Below are 22,585 nucleotides of genomic sequence, written 5' to 3'. Positions count from 1 at the left end.
GATACAATCATTTTTAGAAGCAGTAGCTTGAAATAGTTAGTAAACTTAATTTGTTGAAAATTATTTCAGATAAGTGATGTGTCTGAGGCATTCCAGAATAAGCAAGGGAAGAGAGCTATTCTCTAATCTTTTAGTAAAAATCTTAGAAAGAAGGTAAGGAAATTGGCGGAATTGCGCAGCGATATGATAAAAAAAGGTGTGGATCGTGCACCGCATCGAAGCCTGCTACATGCTGCAGGAGTAAAAACAAGAGACTTAGGAAAACCATTTATTCTGGTGGTCAACTCTTATATAGACATTGTTCCAGGACATATTCACTTACAAGAATTCGGAAAAATTGTAAAAGAAGCAATTCGGGAAGCTGGCGGAATACCATTTGAAATGAATACGATTGGGGTAGATGATGGCATTGCGATGGGGCATATTGGAATGAGATATTCCCTGCCGAGCCGGGAGCTGATTGCCGATTCTGTGGAAACGGTGGCAAATGCGCACTGGTTTGACGGAATGGTGTGTATTCCCAACTGTGACAAAATTACACCGGGGATGCTGATGGGGTCTCTTCGTGTAAATATCCCATCTATTTTTGTCAGCGGCGGTCCGATGAAGGCTGGTACAGACAGTGCTGGTAATCCGCTTTCCCTGACTTCTGTTTTTGAAGGAGTAGGAGCCTATCAAGCTGGAAAAATTGATGAAGCAAGATTACTAGAGTTAGAGCAAAATGCATGTCCGACATGCGGCTCTTGTTCGGGAATGTTTACAGCGAATTCAATGAACTGTCTGGCAGAAGGAATTGGACTTGCGCTTCCAGGAAACGGGACAATTCTTGCTGTTGCAGAAGAACGTAAAGAGTTTGTAAAACGTTCTGCAAAACAATTAATGGAATTAATCAAGAAAGATATCAAACCGCGCGATATCGTAACGAAGGAAGCAATCGATAATGCCTTTGCATTAGATATGGCAATGGGCGGATCGACGAATACAGTATTGCACACATTGGCTTTGGCCCATGAGGCAGAAGTAGATTATCCGCTGGAACGTATTAATGAAATCGCAAATCGTGTGCCGCATTTGGCTAAGGTTGCTCCGGCATCAAATTATCATATTGAAGATGTTGACAGAGCGGGTGGAATCAGTGCAATTATTAATGAATTATTGAAAAAGCCAGGGGCATTTCATGGAGAAAATTTAAGTGTATCTGCGAAAACAATCCGGGAAAACGTTCAAGATTCGGAAATTCTGGACACAGATGTTATTCATACATTAGATAACCCGCATTCCGAACGAGGTGGACTGGCCGTATTGTTTGGGAATCTGGCTCCAAATGGCTCTATCGTCAAAGTAGGCGCTATTGACCCAGAGGTAGGCGGGTATTTCAAAGGGCCGGCTGTCTGCTTTGATTCACAGGAAGAAGCATTAGAAGGAATTGAATCCGGCAAAGTAGAAGAAGGGCATGTTGTAGTAATACGTTATGAAGGCCCTAAAGGCGGACCGGGAATGCCGGAAATGCTTGCGCCGACCTCACAGATTGTAGGACGGGGGCTTGGTGCGAAGGTTGGTTTAATTACTGACGGACGTTTCTCCGGCGCATCCAGAGGGATTTCTATCGGCCATATCTCACCAGAAGCTGCAGAAGGCGGTCCAATTGCCTTTGTAGAGGATGGAGATATAATTGAATTAGATCTTGAAAACCGTGAAATGAATTTACTTGTTTCGGATGAAGAATTTGAAAAACGCAAAGCAAATTGGAAAGGCTTTGAGCCAAAAGTGAAAAAAGGGTGGCTTGGCCGCTATTCTAAACTTGTCACTTCTGCGAACACTGGCGGAGTGATGGAAATATAATTGAAAATCTGCGTCACAGTTTAATCGCTGTGACGTTTTTTCTTGATAGGATGTTAACGATAAACGTCTAGTTTGAATAATATAAAGTGAAACTTCAATCAGTGGGGGTTTTCTTTTCATCCCCACTGATTGGGGTTGCGATTACCCGCCCCATCATAAAGAGTTGTTAGCTGAATGAATCGGGCCGTTACTGGCTGTTGGGTCTCCCACTTAGAATTTTCCAGTTCCTTCTATTCTTAAAGTGGAAGCCTTACAAAAGTCCTTCGATGAGGCAAGTAATCGCAATGGTTTTCGGTGGGGCGAGTAACCGCAGTCCTAGTCCCAGCCAGTTACACTGCGATAAATAACGGAAGATGATTTGAAGCGAGAGGTTGAGGGGAAATGGATGAAAAAAAGGATAATCATTCTAACCATTCAGATCAAGATATACAAGTTTCTTATAGCTTAAAATTAGCTTTGATTGGCGGTCTGTTAGCTACATTGGGGGATGCTACCAGCACCTATGCTGCCAGCTTGGCAATCGATGAATTTTTACAGGAATCGGAAGAGCAAAATGAGAAGGACCAGCAGCTGGAGGAAAGACTGGCTGCAATAGAAAGGAAATTAGATGCATTTCAGAACAAAACGGAATGAAAAATGAACGGTTAAAGAAGTTGGATGAGTAATAAATTTTCAGGCGAGCCATGTTTAATCAGGGAACAATGTATAGAAAGCGGCAGCATCTCTTTTTTATTATTGATGACTGCACAAGTGAATGATTCGGAAGCTTTGTGACTACGATTTAAACAGCTGACAATTATTTAGCCGGGGACCTAAATAAGGGGGATAGGAGCGCCGCTTAAATAGCTGCTATTTGTCGTTGCCAATTATGTTCATTAGAATAGATTATTAAATAATCCCAAGGCAGGACGTTTAATATGGATAATAATCTGAAAGCGTTATTCGGTTCGTGGGAGGCTGCCATAGGCACCCTTCTTTCTGCTATAGCCAGTACGCCTTCCTCTAAACTGAATGAAACGCTGCAAACGAATTTGGATTTAGCAGGAAATGTCATGCAGGCTACAGGCAGTGCTTTAGCAGCCGACAGTGAAAAAAAGCTCACTTTAAACAAATTCGGAAACCAAGTTCAAGCGATTGGAAACTCCGTTGTGATTAGCGGGATAGTCATTTCATTTACTGAAGAAACAAAGAGAAAAGTAACCATCAAAGGTAATTTATTTCAAGCTGTCGGAAGCAGCATGGCTCTTCCTGATTTATTGGATACCACTGAGATAACTATGGATACGCTATATGAAATCTATGGAGCACTGCTTCAATCGATCGGAAATGCGTTACAGGGTTTGTCAGGCATGATTGAACTAAAAGGGGAGCGGGGAGAACATATTGATTTTGTTGGCAGCTGGATACAAACCATTGGCGCCTTTATCCAAGCTCTGGTACAAAGCAAAACATCATATATTGATTATGAAAAGTCATTTTCGGGTATGCACATCCAGCGCAGTAAATTTGAATTTCCGTTAGGGAGGGAAACCTGAGAAGATACGTTGCTGTTTTATTAGCAGTGAACTAGTATAAAAGATAGAAAAGTTTAGTATGCTAAGAGAAAAGGAAATGAATATCAACGGATTTCTTATAAAAGGATGATGATAATGATTCCAGCACAACCAGCTATCACCCGAAAAAGTATTGTTATGTTATTACGTCTTGTTGCTGTTGTTTTTTCCAGTATAGCAGCTATTTTATCAACGGTATTGCCGCTTTTATTTTATACGGATTTGTCGGCCGGCGCTGTGATGACCGTTGCTTCCGTATTACTAATCGGCGCTGTATTTATTCATGGCATGCTGACTCACACCTTGAATGATATTGCAGATTATCAATCAGGCACAGATCAATACAGCCCCGGTGTACTTTCCGGAGGCAGCAGAGTGCTGCAGACAGGCACAATGTCTGTAGGAATGCTCAAGCAATTAGGTATTTGGATGACGATATTCTTATTGCTGATGGCTATCCTGTTTGCTTTTCTCGGTCTTACGGAATTTGCTGTATTAACCTTGGTCGGTATCTGGGGAGCAGTATCTTACTCACTAAAACCATTTCAGTTAGCCTACTATCCATTTGCAGGAGAATGGCTCAGTTTATTCCCAACTATGCTGATGCTGGGAATCGCTGCTCCTTGGATTTTACTCGGACAAGTTGCTGCCTGGACATGGCAAAATGCAATAATCAATGCAATCTGGTGTATGGCGTGGGTAATGGTTCATCATATTCCAGACCGGCATGCGGATAGAAAAGCAGTGCCCCTGAAGCAAACCTCTGTGGTGTGGGCAGAGAATAAGTTTGGAGCAAGCGGTGCTAAACTGCCTGCCATGCTTTATTTTATCTTGATTGGTTTGCTGCTTATTTGGACAGCTTTTACACGGCCGGCTGGAGCAATAGGAGCTGGCATTCTACTGACTTATGCAATTTATCTCGTGATAAAAATGGATATTGACGATGTAGAAAAAGTAACAAATGATGAGAAGAAACTGCTTATTCTTGCTTTTGTAACCGCGATATGGCTGGGGAGCTTTGTTTAAAAGAAGGATTATATTTGGTCGCATGTTAAGAGTTGGACAAAAATTCAGCTTTTAAGATGCGATTTTTTACGGAAAAGTTTTTCAAAACAAGGGTAAACCACTTCATCATAATAGTAGACTGTAAATACACTTCTTATACAAAAATATTCAATAAATATTTCATTTGAAATAGGGTGAATATTTCCATTTTCCTAGTATAATAAAATATAGGGAGTGTTATGGAATGGAAAAGCGAAAGTACAATAAAAAAGATTTCTACTTTTGGAAAATCACCTTATGCTTAGCTGCGGCTTCTTTTTTTATATTTGCTAGTCTTTATGTGGTGCAGCCGTTAGCCCCATTGTTTGTCAGAGATTTTGATGTGTCTGTGTCAGAAGCCACGTTACCTTTGTCTGTGAATGTATTTGGATTGATTCTCGGGTTAATTATTCTTGGGTTTTATTCTGACCGAATCGGCAGGGTCCCGCTTATCAAATGTTCCTTAATTATTTCGGTTATTCCATTTCTATTGATTCCGATGACTGATTCCTTTACTTTTTTCATTCTGATGCGATTTATCCAAGGATTTGCTATGGCGGGTCTGCCTGCAGCATCACTTGCTTATATCAATGAAGAAATTGACCGTTCGAGTATTGGAATTGCAACAGCTTTATACATAGCAAGTAATGCCTTTGGAGGAATGGTCGGCAGATTTTTGGCGAGTTTTTTAGCTGAAGAGCAAGCCTGGCAGACGATATTTTATATCTTTGCAGGGATAGGGCTGATAATTGCAATAGCAGTAATCCTCTTTCTGCCTAAATCGCAATTTTTTGAACGCAGTTATCTTCCGTTCCAAAAAGATATTGAAGGGATGCTTTTTCATATCAAAAGTCCGGTAATGCTCTTGTTTTTTGGTATGGGAATTATTTTTCAGGTTTCGTTTACTTCCGTATGGACTTATTTGCCGTTTTATTTGGAAGGAGAGCCATTTTCTCTTTCGTCGCAGGCTATTTCGTATACATTTCTGGCATATGGATTTGGAGTCGTCGGCGCGCCGATTGCCGGCTGGCTTGCCAGCTCTTTAGGATTGAACAGAGTTCGTATTGCGGGAATTATTGTCCTGTCCGCAGGTATTTTGATGACAGGCATTGTCTCATTGCCTTGGATCATTGCCGGTTTATGTGTGATCTGTCTCGGCTTTTTTACAGCGCATTCTTTAACGGCAACCTTCGTAACTGAGCAGGCAGCACACCATAAAGGAAGTGCATCCAGCTTATACCTTGTCTCCTATTATATCGGCGTAGCATTCGGAAGTACGGCAGTAGGCCCTGTTTGGAATCAAGCGGGCTGGCATGCCATTGTTTGGCTGGCGGGGATATTGCCTGTGGCTTATTTAGTCATTGTAACAATGGTGCAGAAAAGAATGAAGAAATCAACTTCGGTTTCCGGCAGATAAAGCATCGTGTTTAATAGATTCCAGTATTGCAAAAGCACTCAGAAAATAGAAAAAGCTCCATTTAAAAAATCCGGACAAAGCAGATGTCCGGATTTCTAGAAAACAAATATGAAAAGATTGCAGATAAAATAGTAACGTCATTTTACTTCTGCTTTCCGAAAGATAAGAAAACTCGCCAGATAGAAAACAAGGATAAATACGAAACTGATAAGAAAGCTTTCCCCGATAAATTTACCACTCATGTGAAATGTCAGCTGAGATAAATCAATTCCATAAGGAGTATAAGCCATTACGGAATGAATGGTTTCATTCAAACTGGAGACTGGTCCAAGAATCAAGCTTGTCATATACGTAGCAGTGATAACAAGAACAGCCTTTTTAAACAGGAACATAAAGAAGATGCTGACCATCAGCTGGCTGATAAAAATAAAGAGGGATAAGCCGTTTATCAATAAGATTTTCCCGAATAAACCGGCTGTTGATATCTGTTCTGCTGCTCCAGATAATATGTTTAAGGCCGGTGTGGGGAGAAAGCCGCTGAATGCTGCATCTGTAAAAGCAAAGAGAAGTGTAATGGCAGCGTAAGGCAGATATAATAATGCAATTAAAATAAAAAAGGAAATCATTTTATTGATAATAATCGCGTTCCTGCTATGTCCGCCAGAAACGGCATTTTCGATGATTTTATTTTCAAAATCAGTCGTCAGGCAAATTCCTGCTGCAATACTTCCTAATAATGCCATCATCTGCGTTTCGGAAAATAAAGACAAGCTGCCGGACGCAGTTTCTATGCTTAAGCTGTCTGTCGCAACATAATGGGAGCAGGCAGCAAAAATAATGGCACTGATAAGAGCTAAAAGAAATAGTGCCCATGGTGAAATCGACCGGCTTAATTTAAAGAAATCGGCTTTTAACAGCTGCATCAGCTTACACCTCCTATTAATTGGAGGTAATAGCTTTCTAACGTTTCTTCCTGTGTTGTAAAAGTGGTAATGATAATATCATGTTCTATCAGGGATTTGGACAGCTCCTCTTTTTTATCCGTGAAGTCATATAATTTAATGCTTTGATCAGGCTGCAAGATAAAATTCTCTGTATGAAGCGATTCTCTCAGCACCTTTTGCAACTTTTCCGGTTCGTTGCAAGCAATTAGAAGATGCTTATCGATTTGTTGGTCTAATTTGTCATGGCTGAGCGTTTTCAGGATTTTCCCTTCGTTTACAATAATAAATTCATCCGCAGTTTGATGAAGCTCGGCTAAATGATGGCTTGATAGCAGAATCGTCATTTGGTATTTCATTGCTAGTTCCTTTATTAACTGTCTAACCTCAGCAATGCCGCTTGGATCGAGACCATTAATCGGCTCATCAAGCATCAATATCTCTGGATTGCCTAGCAATGTGATAGCGATGCCTAAGCGCTGGCGCATCCCTAAGGAAAAATCTTTTGCTTTCTTTTTGCCAGTGGACGCTAATCCAACAATATCGAGCACACGCTGTTCCGCATTTTCATCTTTTATTCCTTTCATCGTTTTGTGGACACGGAGATTATCTTTTGCGCTCATATGCCCGAGAATACTCGGGTTCTCAATCATACTCCCCATTTGTTTCCGGCCGCTCAGCAATGCTTTTGGGCTGGATTGACCAAAGAGATATAGCTCTCCTGAAGTAGGGAAGGAAAGGCCGGTAATAATCCGCATAAATGTTGTTTTACCGGCTCCGTTTTGACCAATCAATCCATAGATTTTCCCTTTCTCCAAGGATATTGATACATTTTCCAATGCTTGAAAGCTGTTATAGGCTTTGGAGATATTTTTTGCTTCCAGAATATATTTCGTCATTTTTTAGTATCCTCTGTACGATTCAAAATGCCAGCTGCCATGGTGGTAAAAAAGTCTGCCGGGACTAAGGCGATGCCAATACTTTCTGGATTTTCATCGCCTAACACCATAAACTGGTCGCCTTCCTGCATGCGAACCATATCCAAAGCCTTTTTCGGTAATTTGACATAACCATCCTTCTCTAAAGGGGTTGTATTAAACATATGCTTCCCCTTCGGAGGGATGGGAAAGCCGTTGTCTTTTTGATCGTAATGAATGAAATTGTCCAAAGAAACATCGAATAAAGAGGCAAGCGCATCGCAATTGATAATATCGGGTAAAGATTCTCCATTTTCCCATTTCGCAATGGATTGTCTGGTAACGCCAATTCTTTCTGCTAATTCTTCTTGAGAGTAATTATTTTCTCTTCTTAAAAAAGAAAGATTTCGTGATAAAGTGATTTTATTCATTTCATGCATCCCTTTCGTTTGGGTATACTTCTATTTTACCCGTTAACGAAAAGGAAACAACCAACGCAGGGTAACGATTTATGTTAACGTTAGTTGCGTATTATAAATAAAACGAACTTCCTTCTCGAGCAGTTTTCCCGCCAATTCTTTATAATAAAAAATTTATCACGGAGAATCGTCCGTAAAACTCCCGCCTCAAAATAAAGCGTAAAAATAAATTTATATAGGCGGGAGATCAGGTAAGCTAGCTCCCTGAATCATTCAGGTTCATTCAGCGGGAGAAAAGCAAAAATTCCCACTGAATGAAGTTTTATTTTATGCTTGCGCCTGACGTTACGTGAGGTGGTATGATAGAGCTATCAAGTGAGAGGAGATTAGAGCGGAAATGAAAAACGAAACATTCTCCATCAGCGAATTTGCTAAATCAACAGGCGTATCTGTGCGGACACTGCATTATTATGATGAGAAGGATATATTAAAGCCAAAACGGGATGAATATAGAGGTCATCGTATTTATGAAAAAGAGGATATGATCCAGCTGCATAAAATCATGACGATGAAATTTTTAGGGATGAGCTTGGATGACATCAAGCATCATATGCAGCCAGATACGTTCGATTTAAGCTTTATCGACACGTTAAGGCTGCAGGAATCGAAGCTGATCAAGGATAGGGAACAGATTGATATTGCTTTGGAGGCCATCCAGCGCACGGTGCATCTTCTGGAAAATGAAAAAGAAGTGGATCAGGCTGTTCTCATCAGCTTACTGGCAAGTATGCAAAATGAGAGAAAGCAGGAAGAGCTGGCTAAAGGAATTATTAAGGATGATATTATAAAGAAAATGTTTCCGCAGACAGCGAAGGTGAAAATGCTCTTTGAACAAAGATTACTGACATTTTACAAACGAGTCAGGAAACATTGTGGAAAACCGGCAAATCATCCTGAAGTCCAACAAATGCTGGATGATTTTTACCGCTTTATCATGGAGGTAACGGATGTGAATTCGTTGAAAGAACTTGCGGATATCTTTTCCTTGGATATGGGGGACAAAGAGAATGAAGAACGCATAAATACGTATATTCAAGAGATAGAGCGTCTTGTCCCGACACCAATCACAGAAGAGGAAGAAGCTTGGCTGCAGCAAATGATAATAGATTATATGGGTCCATTATGGGATGAGGAAGAAGGAGAGAATTAAATGAAAGCATCGAAACAATCATCAAGTAATTTTATCAAGCTGTTACTATCTACTAGGATACCGAAGCTTGTATTAATTTTAGGGTTAATTGGAAGTGTGCTGACGACACTGGTAGGGCTGACCATTCCGCTGTTGACCAGAGAGCTCGTGGACGGATTTTCCATTGCCGATTTAGACTGGCGCTTTATTGTTCTGATCATCGGCGTATTTATCGTACATGCGCTGGTGGATGGGCTGTCAGCTTATGCACTAGCTTATGTCGGGCAAAAAGTAGTGGCAAGACTCAGAGAAATATTATGGAAAAAGCTGATTCGCCTGCCGGTTTCTTATTTTCAAAAGCAGCCGAGCGGGGAGTCCGTCAGTCGTGTAATCAATGACACGGGAATTGTAAAGGATTTGGTTTCTCAGCATTTTCCGCAATTTATTTCTGGTCTGATTTCCATTATTGGAGCGGTCATTATCCTGCTGTTTATGGACTGGAAAATGACATTGATTATGTTTATCGCTGTTCCGATTACGCTGATTGTCATGCTGCCGCTTGGGAATAAGATGGCAAAAGTATCCCGGAGTCTGCAGGATCAAACAGCTAATTTTCAAGGGGAGATTCAGCAGACCGTCAGTGAAATTAAATTGATGAAATCTTCCACGGCAGAACAGAAGGAAGAAACGCGGGGATTACAGGGGATTTTCAAGCTATTGCAGACAGGTTTGAAAGAAGCAAAGATTTTCTCAGTCATTGCACCATTTATGTATATGATTGTAATGCTTGTAATTGTCATGATTATTGGCTACGGCGGCATCCGTGTGGAGCAGGGAACCATGACGACAGGATCGCTTGTTGCCTTTCTGTTATATTTATTCCAAATCGTTTTCCCGATTACGACATTTGCGATGTTCTTTACAGAATTGCAAAAAGCAAAAGGTGCTACGGAACGAATTTCAGAAATTTTGCAGGAAGAAGAGGAAGAAGTATTGCCTGGTTCTGCAAAACAAATTAGCGAGCTTCCGCTGGCATTTGAAGAAGTCAGCTTTTCTTATGAAGCGGGCGAGCAGGTTTTAAACAATATATCATTTTCTGCGGCACCAGGAGAAATGGTGGCATTTGCCGGACCGAGCGGCGGAGGAAAAACTACTGTATTTGGTCTGATTGAACGCTATTATGAGCCCAATGAGGGAGCTATCCTGCTTGGCGGCGAATCAATTCAGGATATTTCATTGGCGTCCTGGCGTTCCCAGCTCGGATATGTGTCCCAGGAAAGCTCGATGATGTCTGGTACGATTCGAGATAATTTAACCTATGGCCTGGAAGATGCAGAAGAAATTGCTGATGAAAAGCTTTGGGCCGTTGCGGAAATGGCTTATGCCGCACAATTTATTCAAGAGCTGCCAAATGGAATGGACACGCAAGTCGGCGAGCGCGGTACGAAATTATCCGGCGGACAACGCCAGCGTATTAATATTGCCAGAGCCTTCTTACGTGATCCGAAGATTTTATTGCTTGATGAAGCAACGGCAAGTCTCGACAGTCAATCGGAGCAGGTGGTTCAAAAAGCCCTGCAGCGATTAATGGAGGGAAGAACGACATTTGTGATTGCCCATCGTTTAGCAACGATAATTGATGCGGATCAAATTATCTTTATTGAAAATGGAGAGATTACCGGGAAAGGAACACATCAGGAATTACTGGAGTCACATGAACTGTATCGTTCTTTTGCGGAACAGCAGTTGAAATAGAAAAAAGAGCAGCGCATAGTTCTTCATCGAAGAAATGCGCTGTTCTTTTTAGTGCTGTATTTAAACAGGTACCAAATCATATTTTTATCGTGATATCTTTAATCAAACGATAATTAACGCCAAGAAGCAGAACAATTAATACAATACTCACTGGCATCGCTATAAACGTCGGCACCGTGATGATATTTGTGAAAAAGGAAAAATGAGTGGCCTCTATAAAAATGCCTGCTATTGCGATAATAAGAATGCTGCATGCAATAGAGAGCAGTCCATATCGCCAGCCTGAACGATAGAAAGTCAGACCTATCATCCAGCCGATTAAAAAGTAAATAAGGTGCAACATAACCAGGCTGCCAAAGACATAAAGGAATGCGGAAAAGCTGCTTGTATAATCAAATTCCTGTGTATGGATATTCCAGCCTGCCCACCCAGAAATGAATTGAAGGATAAAGCCTGACACAACCAGGATGATCGTTATGGCAATAGAGAGCAGAACAGATGATAACATCGTACCGAGAAAGAAATTTTTCCTGGTTATTCCCTGCTGCATGTAATAATAAAAGAAGGAGGATGTTGTCAGAATGCCAAGGACGAACATATAAATAGATGATGACCCATTAGAAAAGTTTACCAAATCAATAAAACTGGAATGGGGGCCAGAAGCAAAGCTGACGACAACAATATAAATTACAAACATAAAGGAAAGAAACCACATGGTCCATTTCAATTGTTCCATAAATAAGAATCTAGCCATTGTTGCAGGTGATAAGATAATCGCACTCATTCCTTTTCCTCCTTTGTCAAATGCACAAACAAATCATGAAGAGAGAGGGGACCGATGTCCAGCCCGGCTTGATTTGCTGCATTTTTCTGCTGTTCAGAGAGTTCGCCGTATACCATGACAGATTTTGTTCCGCCAAGGAGCTGACTGTTTAAGACTTCTAATTCTTTTGTGAAATCATCCACCTGCTCCAATGAACCAGTAATGGAGAATCCTTTGGAAATAACCTGCTCATTGGTATCCTGCAATAAAACCTTTCCGTTATGAATCATCAGCACCTCATCAAAAAGATAATCGGTTTCCGAAACGAGATGGGTTGAAAAGATAATCGTTCTTGGATGCTTTTCCTGATCATTTAAAATTTCATTATAAAAAGTTTCTCTTGTCGGCGCATCCATACCGAGATAAGCTTCATCAAAAATAGTTAGAGGAGCTCTAGACGCTAAGCCGATAATAGCCTGAAATGCTGATTTTTTTCCTTTTGACAGCTGATTCACTTTTTTATTTAAAGGAAGCTTGAACTTTTCAGCTAACTGAAGGGCAAGGGTTTCATCAAAATTTGGACGAAAGTAAGCCATTTCCTTTAATGTTTCCCCAACCTTATCATAGCTGTATTCCAAATCCTTGTGCTGATCAAATATGAAAATCGTGTCCTGCATGATTCTTGGGTTTTCAAAAGGGTCTTCGCCGTCGATGATAAGATTGCCTGTATCTGTTTTTCGAAAAGCGGATAGAACCGATAATAAGGAGGTTTTTCCCGCTCCGTTTCTACCTAGCAAACCATGGATTTTTCCCGATTCCAGCTGAAAACTGACTTGATCGATGGCGGTGAAATCTTTATATCGTACACTGACATCCTTTGCTTCGATGGCATAACTCATGCTTTATCCCCCTTTCTTGCTTTTTTGATTAAATCAATAATTTCGTCCTCAGTGATAAGAAGCTTTTCTGCCTCCTGGACTAAACCGATAACGTAATCATTCATAAACGCCTGCTTCCGTTTTTGAACGAGTTTTTGTTTTGCTCCTTCTGCGACAAACATGCCGACACCTCGCTTTTTGTATAGAATGCCTTCATCTACAAGCTGTGTGACGCCTTTGGAGATGGTGGCGTGATTAATTTTGTAAAATTGAACCAGCTGATTGGTGGAAGGAGCCTGTTCACCTTCCTTTAGCTGATTATTAACTATCTGGTCTTCAATCTGTTCACGAACTTGAACAAAGATAGGTTTATCACTTCGAAATTGTGTAGACATCGTGTGTATAGCCTCCTTTCTGGCAGGGTTTTATAATCGAATTGGTGCGTCCTTGGTCAGACGGTAGTTACAGATAATTAAAATGACTATCATGATAAAGAAAATAACATAGGGTCCCATACTGATAATGAGCGAGTTAGAGGTGAAAAAGTTAATCGTATGTGCAATGTCATCCTGATCCTGCAACAATGCGGATACGCCGAAAAATGGAAAGGAAAGAAGGATAAACAATAATCCAATCTTCCAGCGAAAACGATAAAAACCAAGCCCCATAAACCAGCCAATTAAAAGATAGAAAAAATGACTGACAGAATAATCGGCTATACTTTTTATAAAAGATAATACGCCGCCGCTGCTCAATAAATCTGACCATGGGACAGTAAAGCCTAAAGCTGGAACAAGTGTCTCAAATAAACCAATCATGAGACTCATGGCAAAAGCTAAAATAACGGAAAGCAACACGGACGCGAATAAGGAAGCTTTAAAGAACTTTTTCCGGGAGATCCCCAATTTAAAGTAGTAGTCTAAAAAACCATAAGAATAAAGCAATCCGATAATCAACAAAAATACATTCGAAGTTGTATTGCTGACATCGAGATTATCCAAGAAACCCCATTGAGTTGATGCCGTAATTCCAATCGTCAAAATAATCATAATACCAAAAAACCAAGCTGCCCATTTTAGCTGTTCTACGAATAAAGACCAGCCTAATTGAGATTGTTTCATGTTTCCTCACCTTCCTTTGTCAAATGAATAAATAGATTATTTAAAGATAATGTACCAACCTCTAAGCCAAGCTCAGCCGCTTCCCGCTGTTCTTGTTCTGTCAACGTTCCATACACCATTACAGATTTAGTGCCGCCGAGCGACTTCTCATGAATCACTTCCAATGTTTCTGTAAATGAATCGACATCTTCTTCAGGCCCTGTAATAGAGAAGCCTTTTTCCAGAAGCTGCTCACTTGTTTCCTGCAATAAAACCTTCCCGTTATCGATAATAAGCACTTCATCAAAAAGGTACTCCATTTCGGAAACAAGGTGGGTGGAAAATAAAATTGTACGCGGATGTCTCTCCTGTTCTAATAAGATTTCTTTATAAAATAACTCTCTTGCCGGCGCATCCATTCCGAGATAGGCTTCATCAAAAATGGTGAGCGGCGTTCTGCTTGCCAGGCCAATGGTAACCTGTAGAGCGGAATACTGCCCTTTGGATAATTGGTCGGCACTTTTATCCATCGGAATGTTAAACTTAGCTGCTAAATCTTTGGCATAAGCTTCGTCAAAATTCGGACGGAAATAAAGCATACCCTTGAGTATTTTAGCGATTTTATCGTAGTCATAGGTATTATCTTTATCATAAATAAAAGATGTTCCCTGCAAAATTCGTTCATTTTCAAAAGGGTCTTCGCCGTCAATGACAATCGTGCCCCGCTTTACCTTGTGGAAAGAAGCAAGATATGTTAACAGGGTTGTTTTTCCGGCTCCGTTTCTTCCCAGTATTCCGTGAACTTTCCCTGGAGACAGCGTGAAGCTTACATCTTCTAACGCTTTGTATTTCTTATAATGTACCGTTAAATGGCGTACTTCAATGGGATAAGCCATATACATTCTCCTTTATAAATTAATAGTTAAGTCATACTGTGTTATGGTTATATACTTATGTGTATAACCATAACAGTGTTACAGTTAGTTGTCAATAAAATATAGAAATCTTTCTGAAAAATAGGCTTCGATAAAACGAAACGAGGCTTTTCTAAAAATAATAAATTTACAAAGAAATTTTTTTGGAACTTATGATATATTGGAATATAAGTTAAACATATAAGAAGCAGAAATGTTAAAAGAAAGGCAGGAGGGACGGATGATGAAAAAAGGTCGCTGTCATTTAATCTTAGCGGGCAATTTGCATGAGTGATAAAGGAAAAGTTATCGGGATTGCCCTGATTACAGCAATCACGCTGCTGGGGGATGCCATGCTTTTTATCGTCTTGCCCTTACACTGACAGGATTTTGGATTAACAGCTATTTGGCAAATCGGTGTCCTGTTATCTATTAATCGTTTTGTCCGTTTGCCGATTACCCCATTTGTAGGAATATTTTACAACAAGTTCGATATCCGTTCGGGTGTATTGATTTCTGTGGTTTTTGCAGCATTAAGCACGTTCTTCTATGGCCAATTTCAAGGATTTTGGCTCCTTCTGCTTGCCAGAATTTTATGGGAAATCGCCTGGTCATTTGTGAAGCTGGGTGGGATGCTTACCGTTGTATCGTTTTCTACGGAACAAACGAGAGGAAAGTATATGGGATTGTATAATGGTTTGTGGGGATTAGGAGGTTTAGCCGGTATGCTGGCAGGAGGGTTTTTAGCAGATCAGTTGCCGATATCTTTTGTGACGACATTGTTTGCGCTGGCAGCTGTGGCGGTTTTTCCTTTTATCTTCAAACTGGTGCCTAAAAACAATACGACTGCAGAGAAAGATACGGTTGCTGTAAATCGTCATGTGCCGGAAAAGGAGAAGCAATCGATACGTCAGCCATATATTATTCTCATCATTATTAACGGAGGAACGATGGGTTATATTACCATGGGTATTTTTAACTCTACCTTGAGCCCCTTGATTGAACAGTCGTATCATCTGCATTGGTCCGTATTTGGCATGGTTATCGGGGCAGCAACACTGGCTGGAATCATTCAAGCAGTTCGCTGGGCTTGGGATCCTTTTTTGCCCCTGTTATAGGAAGCTTTGTCGATAAACAAAAGCAAAAGTATCATTGGATTCTTATTCCATTATTCCTTGGCAGCGCTGCTTTTTTAATGTTAGGCAGTGTGGAATCTTTTATTTCTTTGTTAATCATCATCATGTTTTTTCAAGTGATAACAACGATTTTATAACGATAACAGATACTTTGGCAGGAGATGCTGCAGCTAAAACAAATCCTGTTAAGATGATGACGCTGCATACAGTAGCTGTTGATTTAGGCGCAGCAATTGGTCCTTTACTGTCATTTATTATTATTGATTTAAATGGAATTTCTGCCGTATTTTATCTTTCAAGTATGGTTATGTTATTTGTAGGAGGAGCATGGGGAGTTTTTCACTTTTTTGGGAAGAAAAAAGATAACTATCTTGCGTGATAGAATCGGGTTTTTAATTAATAAAGAATGGAGGTTGTATGATGACAGAAGCATTAACAATTAGAAACGTAACCTTAGGAGAGGGGAAACCAAGTATTTGTATTCCTTTAACATCTTCTAACAAAGCAGCACTTATGGAAGAGGTGGAGCGTTATCAGCAAGAAGGAGCAGATGTTGTTGAATGGCGTGCCGATATATTTGAAGAAGTGGAAAATCATACAGCAGTGGAACAGATGTTAAAAGATTTAACGGCAGTTTTAAAGGGAATTCCGCTTATTTTTACCTTCCGAAGCCATCAAGAGGGAGGAGAGAAGAAGATTTCCAAGGCGGATTATATCGCTCTGAATCAATTTGTGATCCAGACAGGGCTTGCAGATTTGGTAGATGTGGAATTGTATCAGGGAGAGGATGCAGTTAAAAATCTGATTTCTGCAGCGCATCAGCAGCATACATATGTGATTGTTTCCAATCATGATTTTCAAAAAACACCGCCTAAATCGGAAATTGTCCACCGTTTAAAATGGGCAGAGGAGCTTGGCGGTGATATCTTAAAAATTGCCGTGATGCCGAATCAGACTGCGGATGTTTTAGAGCTGCTCACAGCAACTAATGAGATGAAAGAATATACCACGAAGCCCATGATTACAATGGCGATGGGGCCGCTTGGTGTAATCAGCCGGCTGTCCGGCCAGGTTTTCGGATCTGTTTTAACCTTTGGGGCAGGGGAAAGAACTTCAGCACCCGGGCAGGTTCCAGTTCAGGAACTGCGACAGGTGTTGGAGGTAATTGAGAAATCGATGGATGTAAGCTAACTGGTTTAATGAAAGGTAGATCTACGTGAATTTGAGAAGGATGGATCTGCCCTCAGCCGGAAGTCGGAGTTTTTCTTCCATCTGAAGCAGCGGAAATTTCAAGGGATAAATCAGTCACCGACCCGATGTGCGGGAGAGGGTAAGCCGATACAATAAATGTATCAAATAACTTATTCTCAGGAGCTGATTTATCCCATGTTTTTTACGTATGAGTCTATGAAAAGTCATATTGATTATCGGATGGAGGATGTAAGGAAGTCAGGGAAGCTTTGTAAAAATAAACCAAAAAAGAAGAAAGAAAAGATTTGGAAAACTTCCGCTGCTCGTTTGAAGGGAGAGATGAAGTAGAATGAAATACAGGAAAAAAGAGGATGTCGATTTAGCAATCTGTAAATCGGAATCCTCTTTTTACATTAGACTGTAATTCAGTTAGGATACCTTTCAAAAAATCTTGTATCTGCATCTTGAAATCAGAAATACACTTAAACTGTCATGGTTACTTTAGGGATTTGGCTGTCTTGCTTTCCCATATTTTCAGCTATATCCACTGCAGCCGCATAACCAAATACCATCGATGCCCCAATCGTTGCGCCAGGTCCGGGATAGGTTTCTCCCATGACAGAAGCGGTGCAATTTCCAGTAGCATATAATCCTGTAATTGGTCTGCCATCTTTTCTGACGACTCTGGCTGCTGCATCAATGACCAGACCGCCTTTGGTGCCAATATCGCCCGGGTAGATTGGGATTGCATAGTATGGTGCTTTGTTCAGCGGAGCAAGGTTAGGGTTATCCAGTGTCGGGTCACCATAATATCTGTCATAAGCACTATTCCCGCGTCCAAAATCCTCGTCCTGCCCATGGGCTGCAAATGTATTAAATCTGGAAATGGTATTAGCCAGCTTCTCTGGAGACACATTGATCTGCTCGGCTAATACCTCCGGAGTTTTTGCTTTTTTGGCATATCCTGTCTCAAACCATTCTTTAGGAAGCGGCTGTAACGGCATGATTCCGAATACCAGATAACGATTCTTCACCCGTTGATCAAAAATCATCCATGATGGTATCGTGGAGCTCTTTTCATGATTATTTTCATACATTTGATCAACAAATTCATGGTACGGAACTGATTCGTTGATATAGCGGTCGCCATTGCTGTTGACGATAATCAAGCCGGGCGTGGCGCGTTCAGCGACCGGCATAAATGCAGGTGCTCCAGGTGGTGCTGATGTAGGAGTTCCCCACATTTTATCCATTAAATCCAATTGTCCGCCCAGTTTGACTCCTGCTGCAATAATATCACCTGTCTGCTCTTCAGCTGACAGTGTCCATTCCGTATTGGAAGGCTGCGGTAAATATTTCTCCCGTAAATCCGGACTATGGGAAAACCCGCCAGAAGCAAAAACCACACCTTCCCGGGCCTGAATGTTGAGTTCCTTTCCATCTCTTTCGGCGATAACCCCTGTAACGCGATTATTTTCATAAATCAAATCTTTAAATGGGGTGTTAAGCCAAACTTCCCCGCCAGCCTCTTTGAGCGAGGTATACAGGCGGGCAACAACAGCTTCTCCTAAGGTAGTAGGTTTATACCCGGAAAGGAGTGTGCGAATTAGGCGCATTCCTACTTTCATTGCCTTTACTTTTCCAATCCACGTTCTCATGATCATATTTACTTTGTGGAATTCACTTGATTTTAGTACCATCCCTTTTGTTGGCAAGCCGGAAGTACGTAAATATTTCAAATCATCTCCTAAATTGCGAAGGTCAAAAAGCTGAGCTTCTACGGCTCTCCCAGATGCTAAACCTCCAGGTGATTCAGGATAATAATCGGAGTATTTAGGAGTGTATTCCCACCGGAAATGTGCTGTATTCTCATGCAGATACTTTACCATTTCGGGTCCTTTTTGCAGATAAGCCGATTTTAATACATCTGGAACGCGGTCTCCGACAGTAGCATCCAGATACGATTTTGCCTGTTCATACGTGTCCTTCACCCCGGCCTCCTCCAGATAAAGGTTGTTGGGAATCCAGATGGTTCCGCCGGATTTGGAAGTGGAGCCGCCAAATAGTGCAGTTTTTTCAATGACAATTACTGATAATCCGCGCAAGCAAGCTGTTAAAGCAGCTGTTAATCCGCCAGCGCCTGAACCCACAACAACGACATCATATTGCTCATTCCACTGATTTTCCAATGTTATGACCTCCCAATCAATCTTAAAATTATGATAAGCTATAAGTACGAGTTAACCTAAGTATAAATTTTTAATAAAGCGCTTTCAATCAGTAATATATTATGGTCTGTACACATAAACAACAGATTGCTGCAATATGTTTAAAAACAAAAAGGATTTGGGGTGGTTTGTGTGGTTACGAAGGATATGATAATGGACAGGCGGGTAAGAAGAACGAAAAAATTACTGAAGCATGCGCTGCTTGAATTGATGCAGCAAAAGCATTATGAGCAAATAACAGTGACAGATATCGTTGATTATGCGGATTATAACCGGGCTACTTTTTATCGGCATTATAATCAAAAGGCAGATTTAGTGAAGGAAATAATCACGGACCAGACAAATGGGCTTATTCAAGCCTTCAGCATTCCTTATAAGAAAAATAACTATATTCACTTAAGTTCCTTAGCTCCTTCAGAGATTGTTATTTTTAACCATATTCTCGAAAACAAGCATTTTTATGGGCTTTGGAAGGAATTTGAGGATATTCCAGGATTCTATGAAACTTTTTTGGAATCTATCACGCAATTTTTCAAACAGGATATTAATCTGATTACCCCGTGTCATGATGGGCTGGATAATAATATGTATACCTCGTTTTACGCTTATGGGATTTTAGGCATTATTTTAGATTGGATTAAAAACGATTTTGAACAATCGCCGGATTATATGGCAAATCAGCTTTGTAAAATAATCAATTACTATCCGGCGGAATCATTTATTACTGGGGATTCCTGATGAAATGAGTGAAGCATATCGTTAGACAGCTGGAAAACGGTTATAATATATACAAGTTGAATTAATACTTAGTTACTGGAGGAAAATAGATGTTAGCCATTGTAGAAAAAACAGAAAAAGGCTATTTAGCAACCTTTGAACGAAGATTTAAAAGCTCTGTTGAAGCAGTGTGGAGCACATTAACACAAAATGATAAACTGCAGCAGTGGATGCCGAACTTAGAAGTGGTAGACCTGCGTAAAAACGGAACAATGAAATTCAATATGAATGATGGAACAGGTAACTCCTTTGAGATTGCTATTCTAGATTTTCAGGCGCAGTCCTATTGGCAATTTGAATGGGGAGACGGTTCTGTCCGGTTTGAACTGGAGCCAGTAGAAAATGAATGTGTTCTTTTATTAAAGGAATATGTTCCGGATCTGAACGATCATATCCCGAAGGATTTAGCCGGATGGCAGGTATGTTTAGAGATGTTCCAGGCAGCGCTGGAAGGGAAACCAATGGATTTTCCAAAGGAATCATGGGAAGCACATTATAAAGCATATCAAAAAAAGATTAATCCATTTTTGAATGAAGAGAAATAAAACAACAGTGCCTCAAAACTGAAATTGTCGAGGTACTGTTGTTTTATTTTAATAAGGGTCGGCGTCATGTCCTAACTCTTCTGCGTGCTTCGGAGCCTGCTCGGCATCCGTTGCTCCTAATGGATTTTGACTGGTGCCATGCTTTTTCGCCTGTTCTAATCCTTTTCGCAGGCGGCGTCCATATTCTTCATCTGCATCTTCTGCGAGTGCAATCATTTTATCTTGAATACGCTTGTCACAGGTCGATAAATCGCCAATCAGATTGGACAATAATTCATCTTTTTCCCAGTCTTCAAACTGACGGAAGGTTTCGCCTGCCTGTTTTGTATTATCATTGCGGTCAATGGATTCGCGTACAAGATGACCCTCTACAAAAGGTTTATATTCTTTTCCGGTCTGCTCTGCTTCCTCCAGACCGCCGAGTACAGACGGCTCGTAATTGATATGCGGGTTTTGTCCCGGGGCTTTATCATTTTCCTGACGTAATTGTCCGCCTTCCTGATTGGTTGCCACTCGTTTTTTCGCTGCGTTGATTGGCACTTGCAAATAGTTCGCTCCGACACGATAGCGCTGTGTGTCTGAATAAGAGAAGGTCCGTCCCTGAAGCATTTTATCGTCCGAAAAGTCCAGTCCGTCAACTAATACACCGGTGCCGAATGACGCCTGCTCTACCTCGGTGAAATAATTCTCCGGATTTTTATTTAATACCATTTTCCCGACTGGCAGCCATGGGAATTTATCCTCTGGCCATAGTTTGGTATCATCCAACGGGTCAAAATCAAGCTCCGGGTGATCATCGTCTGACATGATTTGCACCAGCAGCTCCCATTCTGGATAATCTCCATTTTCAATGCTGTCATATAAATCCTGTGTCGCATGGTTGAAATTTTCACCTTGAATTTCCGCTGCTTCTTTGGCGGTTAAATTTTTAATCCCTTGCTTCGGCTCCCAATGATATTTGACCAGCACTGCTTCACCTGCTTCATTGACCCATTTATAGGTGTTTACACCAGATCCCTGCATCATGCGGTAGTTGGCAGGAATGCCCCATGGGGAGTAAATAAAGGTCACCATATGAAAGGACTCTGGAGAATTGGAACAAAAATCAAAGAAACGCTCGGAATCCTGAATATTTGTTACGGGATCTGGACGGAAAGCGTGAATCATATCCGGGAACTTCATTGCATCACGAATAAAGAATATTTTTATATTGTTGCCGACCAGATCCCAGTTGCCATCCTCTGTGTAAAATTTGACTGCAAAACCACGCGGATCACGAACGGTTTCCGGCGAATGATTGCCGTGTACCACTGTTGAAAAGCGGACGAATACAGGGGTCTGCTTCCCTTTATCCTGAAAAACTTTTGCTCTGGTGTACTTGGAAACCGGATCATCACCGACCGTTCCATAGGTTTCAAAATAGCCGTGCGCTCCTGCGCCTCGTGCGTGAACAATACGTTCTGGAACTTTTTCACGGTCAAAATGACTAATTTTTTCAATGAAATCATAGTTTTCCAGCGTTCCAGGACCACGATTGCCGACGGTCCGGATATTTTGGTTGTTGGTTACCGGATGCCCTTGACGGGTAGTTAAGGTTTTATCATTTTCCATGTTGGTTTGGTGCGTGGATTTTTCTTTATCAGCCATAGATTTATCCTCATTTCCATTATAAATTTCTTCTCATTAGCATTGCCAATCCAAATAAAATTAATCGTATCTTTGGAGGATTATTATCTGAGATGGAAAAAATGCAGCGTAAGGGAGTTTGGACTATTTTCAAAAAGAACAAAATGCTCCTCCTGATGTTTTCAAATCCAATTCATTTTTGATTTTCTAAAGGAAAATAAGGGAGAGGACTTGAACTTTTCTTGCCAGCTATTACAATAGAAATAGACGAATAATTTGGAAAAGCTGTACATTCAGTACGGTTATATTCCATATTGATAATAGAACGTTTGAAATAAGTTAAGCTTAAA

Annotated in this window: 22 protein-coding genes; 12 read left to right on the top strand and 10 right to left on the bottom strand. The window is 40.8% G+C overall.

The window, feature by feature from the left end:
• The first annotated feature begins 171 nt into the window (after positions 1-171).
• The 5 genes from ilvD to ACFO3P_RS11465 all read left to right on the top strand — a co-directional run bounded on the left by ilvD (position 172) and on the right by ACFO3P_RS11465 (position 5,856).
• Positions 172-1,842 carry a dihydroxy-acid dehydratase gene (gene ilvD, locus ACFO3P_RS11485; RefSeq protein ID WP_042535996.1) on the top strand — a complete coding sequence of 557 codons (1,671 nt, stop codon included), beginning with the start codon at positions 172-174 and terminating at the stop codon, positions 1,840-1,842.
• Between the two features lie 381 nt (positions 1,843-2,223).
• Positions 2,224-2,475, top strand: a complete 252-nt coding sequence (locus tag ACFO3P_RS11480) for a hypothetical protein (protein WP_042531969.1) — start codon at positions 2,224-2,226, stop codon at positions 2,473-2,475.
• A 284-nt stretch (positions 2,476-2,759) separates the two neighbouring features.
• Positions 2,760-3,377: a DUF6944 family repetitive protein gene (locus tag ACFO3P_RS11475; protein ID WP_052484975.1), complete on the top strand. Its 618-nt coding sequence runs from the start codon at positions 2,760-2,762 to the stop codon at positions 3,375-3,377.
• A gap of 114 nt (positions 3,378-3,491) precedes the next feature.
• Positions 3,492-4,421, top strand: a complete 930-nt coding sequence (locus ACFO3P_RS11470; RefSeq protein WP_052484976.1) for a prenyltransferase — start codon at positions 3,492-3,494, stop codon at positions 4,419-4,421.
• A 223-nt stretch (positions 4,422-4,644) separates the two neighbouring features.
• Positions 4,645-5,856 (top strand): MFS transporter, encoded by a 1,212-nt coding sequence (locus tag ACFO3P_RS11465; protein WP_193064026.1) that lies wholly within the window; start codon positions 4,645-4,647, stop codon positions 5,854-5,856.
• A 137-nt stretch (positions 5,857-5,993) separates the two neighbouring features.
• Here ACFO3P_RS11465 and ACFO3P_RS11460 read toward each other — a convergent pair whose 3' ends face one another.
• From ACFO3P_RS11460 to ACFO3P_RS11450, 3 genes are read right to left on the bottom strand one after another with little or no spacing between them, the layout of a single operon-like run.
• Complete coding sequence (locus tag ACFO3P_RS11460; RefSeq protein ID WP_193064025.1) at positions 5,994-6,779, bottom strand: hypothetical protein; 786 nt, start codon at positions 6,777-6,779, stop codon at positions 5,994-5,996.
• The gene (locus ACFO3P_RS11455; RefSeq protein ID WP_042531976.1) at positions 6,779-7,696 is read right to left on the bottom strand and encodes an ABC transporter ATP-binding protein; all 918 of its coding nucleotides are present in this window, start codon (positions 7,694-7,696) and stop codon (positions 6,779-6,781) included. Before ACFO3P_RS11455 ends, ACFO3P_RS11460 begins: the two co-directional genes overlap by 1 nt.
• Positions 7,693-8,145, bottom strand: a complete 453-nt coding sequence (locus tag ACFO3P_RS11450; RefSeq protein WP_139089064.1) for a helix-turn-helix transcriptional regulator — start codon at positions 8,143-8,145, stop codon at positions 7,693-7,695. The genes ACFO3P_RS11455 and ACFO3P_RS11450 overlap by 4 nt, the downstream gene beginning before the upstream one ends.
• Positions 8,146-8,530: 385 nt before the next feature.
• Between ACFO3P_RS11450 and ACFO3P_RS11445 the strand changes: the two genes are divergently transcribed.
• Positions 8,531-9,343, top strand: a complete 813-nt coding sequence (locus ACFO3P_RS11445; protein WP_042531980.1) for a MerR family transcriptional regulator — start codon at positions 8,531-8,533, stop codon at positions 9,341-9,343.
• Positions 9,344-11,077: an ABC transporter ATP-binding protein gene (locus tag ACFO3P_RS11440; protein ID WP_289584797.1), complete on the top strand. Its 1,734-nt coding sequence runs from the start codon at positions 9,344-9,346 to the stop codon at positions 11,075-11,077.
• A gap of 76 nt (positions 11,078-11,153) precedes the next feature.
• On the opposite strand, the gene ACFO3P_RS11435 is transcribed toward ACFO3P_RS11440, so the two are convergent.
• From ACFO3P_RS11435 to ACFO3P_RS11415, 5 genes are read right to left on the bottom strand one after another with little or no spacing between them, the layout of a single operon-like run.
• Complete coding sequence (locus ACFO3P_RS11435; RefSeq protein WP_193064023.1) at positions 11,154-11,861, bottom strand: hypothetical protein; 708 nt, start codon at positions 11,859-11,861, stop codon at positions 11,154-11,156.
• A complete protein-coding gene (locus ACFO3P_RS11430) occupies positions 11,858-12,739 on the bottom strand; it encodes an ATP-binding cassette domain-containing protein (protein ID WP_193064022.1) in 882 nt (293 codons plus the stop codon). The genes ACFO3P_RS11435 and ACFO3P_RS11430 overlap by 4 nt, the downstream gene beginning before the upstream one ends.
• Positions 12,736-13,113, bottom strand: a complete 378-nt coding sequence (locus ACFO3P_RS11425) for a GntR family transcriptional regulator (RefSeq protein ID WP_042531986.1) — start codon at positions 13,111-13,113, stop codon at positions 12,736-12,738. The genes ACFO3P_RS11430 and ACFO3P_RS11425 overlap by 4 nt, the downstream gene beginning before the upstream one ends.
• A 30-nt stretch (positions 13,114-13,143) precedes the next feature.
• Positions 13,144-13,839 carry a hypothetical protein gene (locus ACFO3P_RS11420; protein ID WP_042531988.1) on the bottom strand — a complete coding sequence of 232 codons (696 nt, stop codon included), beginning with the start codon at positions 13,837-13,839 and terminating at the stop codon, positions 13,144-13,146.
• Positions 13,836-14,714 (bottom strand): ATP-binding cassette domain-containing protein, encoded by an 879-nt coding sequence (locus tag ACFO3P_RS11415; RefSeq protein ID WP_042531990.1) that lies wholly within the window; start codon positions 14,712-14,714, stop codon positions 13,836-13,838. Before ACFO3P_RS11415 ends, ACFO3P_RS11420 begins: the two co-directional genes overlap by 4 nt.
• A 467-nt stretch (positions 14,715-15,181) precedes the next feature.
• On the opposite strand from ACFO3P_RS11415, the gene ACFO3P_RS11410 reads away from it, so the two are divergent.
• From ACFO3P_RS11410 to aroD, 3 genes are read left to right on the top strand one after another with little or no spacing between them, the layout of a single operon-like run.
• Positions 15,182-15,850, top strand: coding sequence for an MFS transporter (locus ACFO3P_RS11410; RefSeq protein ID WP_379542428.1), 669 nt, complete (start codon positions 15,182-15,184; stop codon positions 15,848-15,850).
• 34 nt (positions 15,851-15,884) lie between these two features.
• Complete coding sequence (locus ACFO3P_RS11405; RefSeq protein WP_042531992.1) at positions 15,885-16,247, top strand: hypothetical protein; 363 nt, start codon at positions 15,885-15,887, stop codon at positions 16,245-16,247.
• A gap of 41 nt (positions 16,248-16,288) precedes the next feature.
• Positions 16,289-17,059, top strand: coding sequence for a type I 3-dehydroquinate dehydratase (gene aroD, locus ACFO3P_RS11400; protein WP_379542427.1), 771 nt, complete (start codon positions 16,289-16,291; stop codon positions 17,057-17,059).
• A 482-nt stretch (positions 17,060-17,541) separates the two neighbouring features.
• Here aroD and ACFO3P_RS11395 read toward each other — a convergent pair whose 3' ends face one another.
• The gene (locus tag ACFO3P_RS11395; RefSeq protein WP_379542426.1) at positions 17,542-19,248 is read right to left on the bottom strand and encodes an FAD-dependent oxidoreductase; all 1,707 of its coding nucleotides are present in this window, start codon (positions 19,246-19,248) and stop codon (positions 17,542-17,544) included.
• A 171-nt stretch (positions 19,249-19,419) separates the two neighbouring features.
• Here ACFO3P_RS11395 and ACFO3P_RS11390 point away from each other — a divergent pair, with 171 nt between their 5' ends.
• Entirely contained in the window at positions 19,420-20,025 is a 606-nt protein-coding gene (locus ACFO3P_RS11390) for a TetR/AcrR family transcriptional regulator (protein WP_042531999.1), read from the top strand.
• Between the two features lie 89 nt (positions 20,026-20,114).
• On the top strand, positions 20,115-20,609 hold the full coding sequence (locus ACFO3P_RS11385) for an SRPBCC family protein (protein WP_042532000.1): 495 nt from the start codon (positions 20,115-20,117) through the stop codon (positions 20,607-20,609).
• Positions 20,610-20,657: 48 nt separating this feature from the next.
• Here the strand turns inward: ACFO3P_RS11385 and ACFO3P_RS11380 are convergent, their stop codons facing one another.
• Positions 20,658-22,256, bottom strand: a complete 1,599-nt coding sequence (locus ACFO3P_RS11380; RefSeq protein ID WP_042532002.1) for a catalase — start codon at positions 22,254-22,256, stop codon at positions 20,658-20,660.
• Positions 22,257-22,585: the final 329 nt, after the last annotated feature.

This window comes from Oceanobacillus aidingensis (assembly GCF_042654105.1).
Classification (GTDB): Bacteria; Bacillota; Bacilli; order Bacillales; family Amphibacillaceae; genus Oceanobacillus; species Oceanobacillus oncorhynchi.
This window is presented reverse-complemented; position numbering and strand designations above follow the sequence as displayed.

Bases quoted from the DNA above. Each gene is read 5' to 3' on its own strand.
- ACFO3P_RS11480 (WP_042531969.1), top strand. From the start codon at position 2,224: ATGGATGAAAAAAAGGATAATCATTCTAACCATTCAGATCAAGATATA.
- ACFO3P_RS11475 (WP_052484975.1), top strand. From the start codon at position 2,760: ATGGATAATAATCTGAAAGCGTTATTCGGTTCGTGGGAGGCTGCCATA.
- ACFO3P_RS11470 (WP_052484976.1), top strand. From the start codon at position 3,492: ATGATTCCAGCACAACCAGCTATCACCCGAAAAAGTATTGTTATGTTA.
- ACFO3P_RS11465 (WP_193064026.1), top strand. From the start codon at position 4,645: ATGGAAAAGCGAAAGTACAATAAAAAAGATTTCTACTTTTGGAAAATC.
- ACFO3P_RS11460 (WP_193064025.1), bottom strand. From the start codon at position 6,779: ATGCAGCTGTTAAAAGCCGATTTCTTTAAATTAAGCCGGTCGATTTCA.
- ACFO3P_RS11455 (WP_042531976.1), bottom strand. From the start codon at position 7,696: ATGACGAAATATATTCTGGAAGCAAAAAATATCTCCAAAGCCTATAAC.
- ACFO3P_RS11450 (WP_139089064.1), bottom strand. From the start codon at position 8,145: ATGAATAAAATCACTTTATCACGAAATCTTTCTTTTTTAAGAAGAGAA.
- ACFO3P_RS11445 (WP_042531980.1), top strand. From the start codon at position 8,531: ATGAAAAACGAAACATTCTCCATCAGCGAATTTGCTAAATCAACAGGC.
- ACFO3P_RS11440 (WP_289584797.1), top strand. From the start codon at position 9,344: ATGAAAGCATCGAAACAATCATCAAGTAATTTTATCAAGCTGTTACTA.
- ACFO3P_RS11435 (WP_193064023.1), bottom strand. From the start codon at position 11,861: ATGAGTGCGATTATCTTATCACCTGCAACAATGGCTAGATTCTTATTT.
- ACFO3P_RS11430 (WP_193064022.1), bottom strand. From the start codon at position 12,739: ATGAGTTATGCCATCGAAGCAAAGGATGTCAGTGTACGATATAAAGAT.
- ACFO3P_RS11425 (WP_042531986.1), bottom strand. From the start codon at position 13,113: ATGTCTACACAATTTCGAAGTGATAAACCTATCTTTGTTCAAGTTCGT.
- ACFO3P_RS11420 (WP_042531988.1), bottom strand. From the start codon at position 13,839: ATGAAACAATCTCAATTAGGCTGGTCTTTATTCGTAGAACAGCTAAAA.
- ACFO3P_RS11415 (WP_042531990.1), bottom strand. From the start codon at position 14,714: ATGGCTTATCCCATTGAAGTACGCCATTTAACGGTACATTATAAGAAA.
- aroD (WP_379542427.1), top strand. From the start codon at position 16,289: ATGACAGAAGCATTAACAATTAGAAACGTAACCTTAGGAGAGGGGAAA.
- ACFO3P_RS11385 (WP_042532000.1), top strand. From the start codon at position 20,115: ATGTTAGCCATTGTAGAAAAAACAGAAAAAGGCTATTTAGCAACCTTT.
- ACFO3P_RS11380 (WP_042532002.1), bottom strand. From the start codon at position 22,256: ATGGCTGATAAAGAAAAATCCACGCACCAAACCAACATGGAAAATGAT.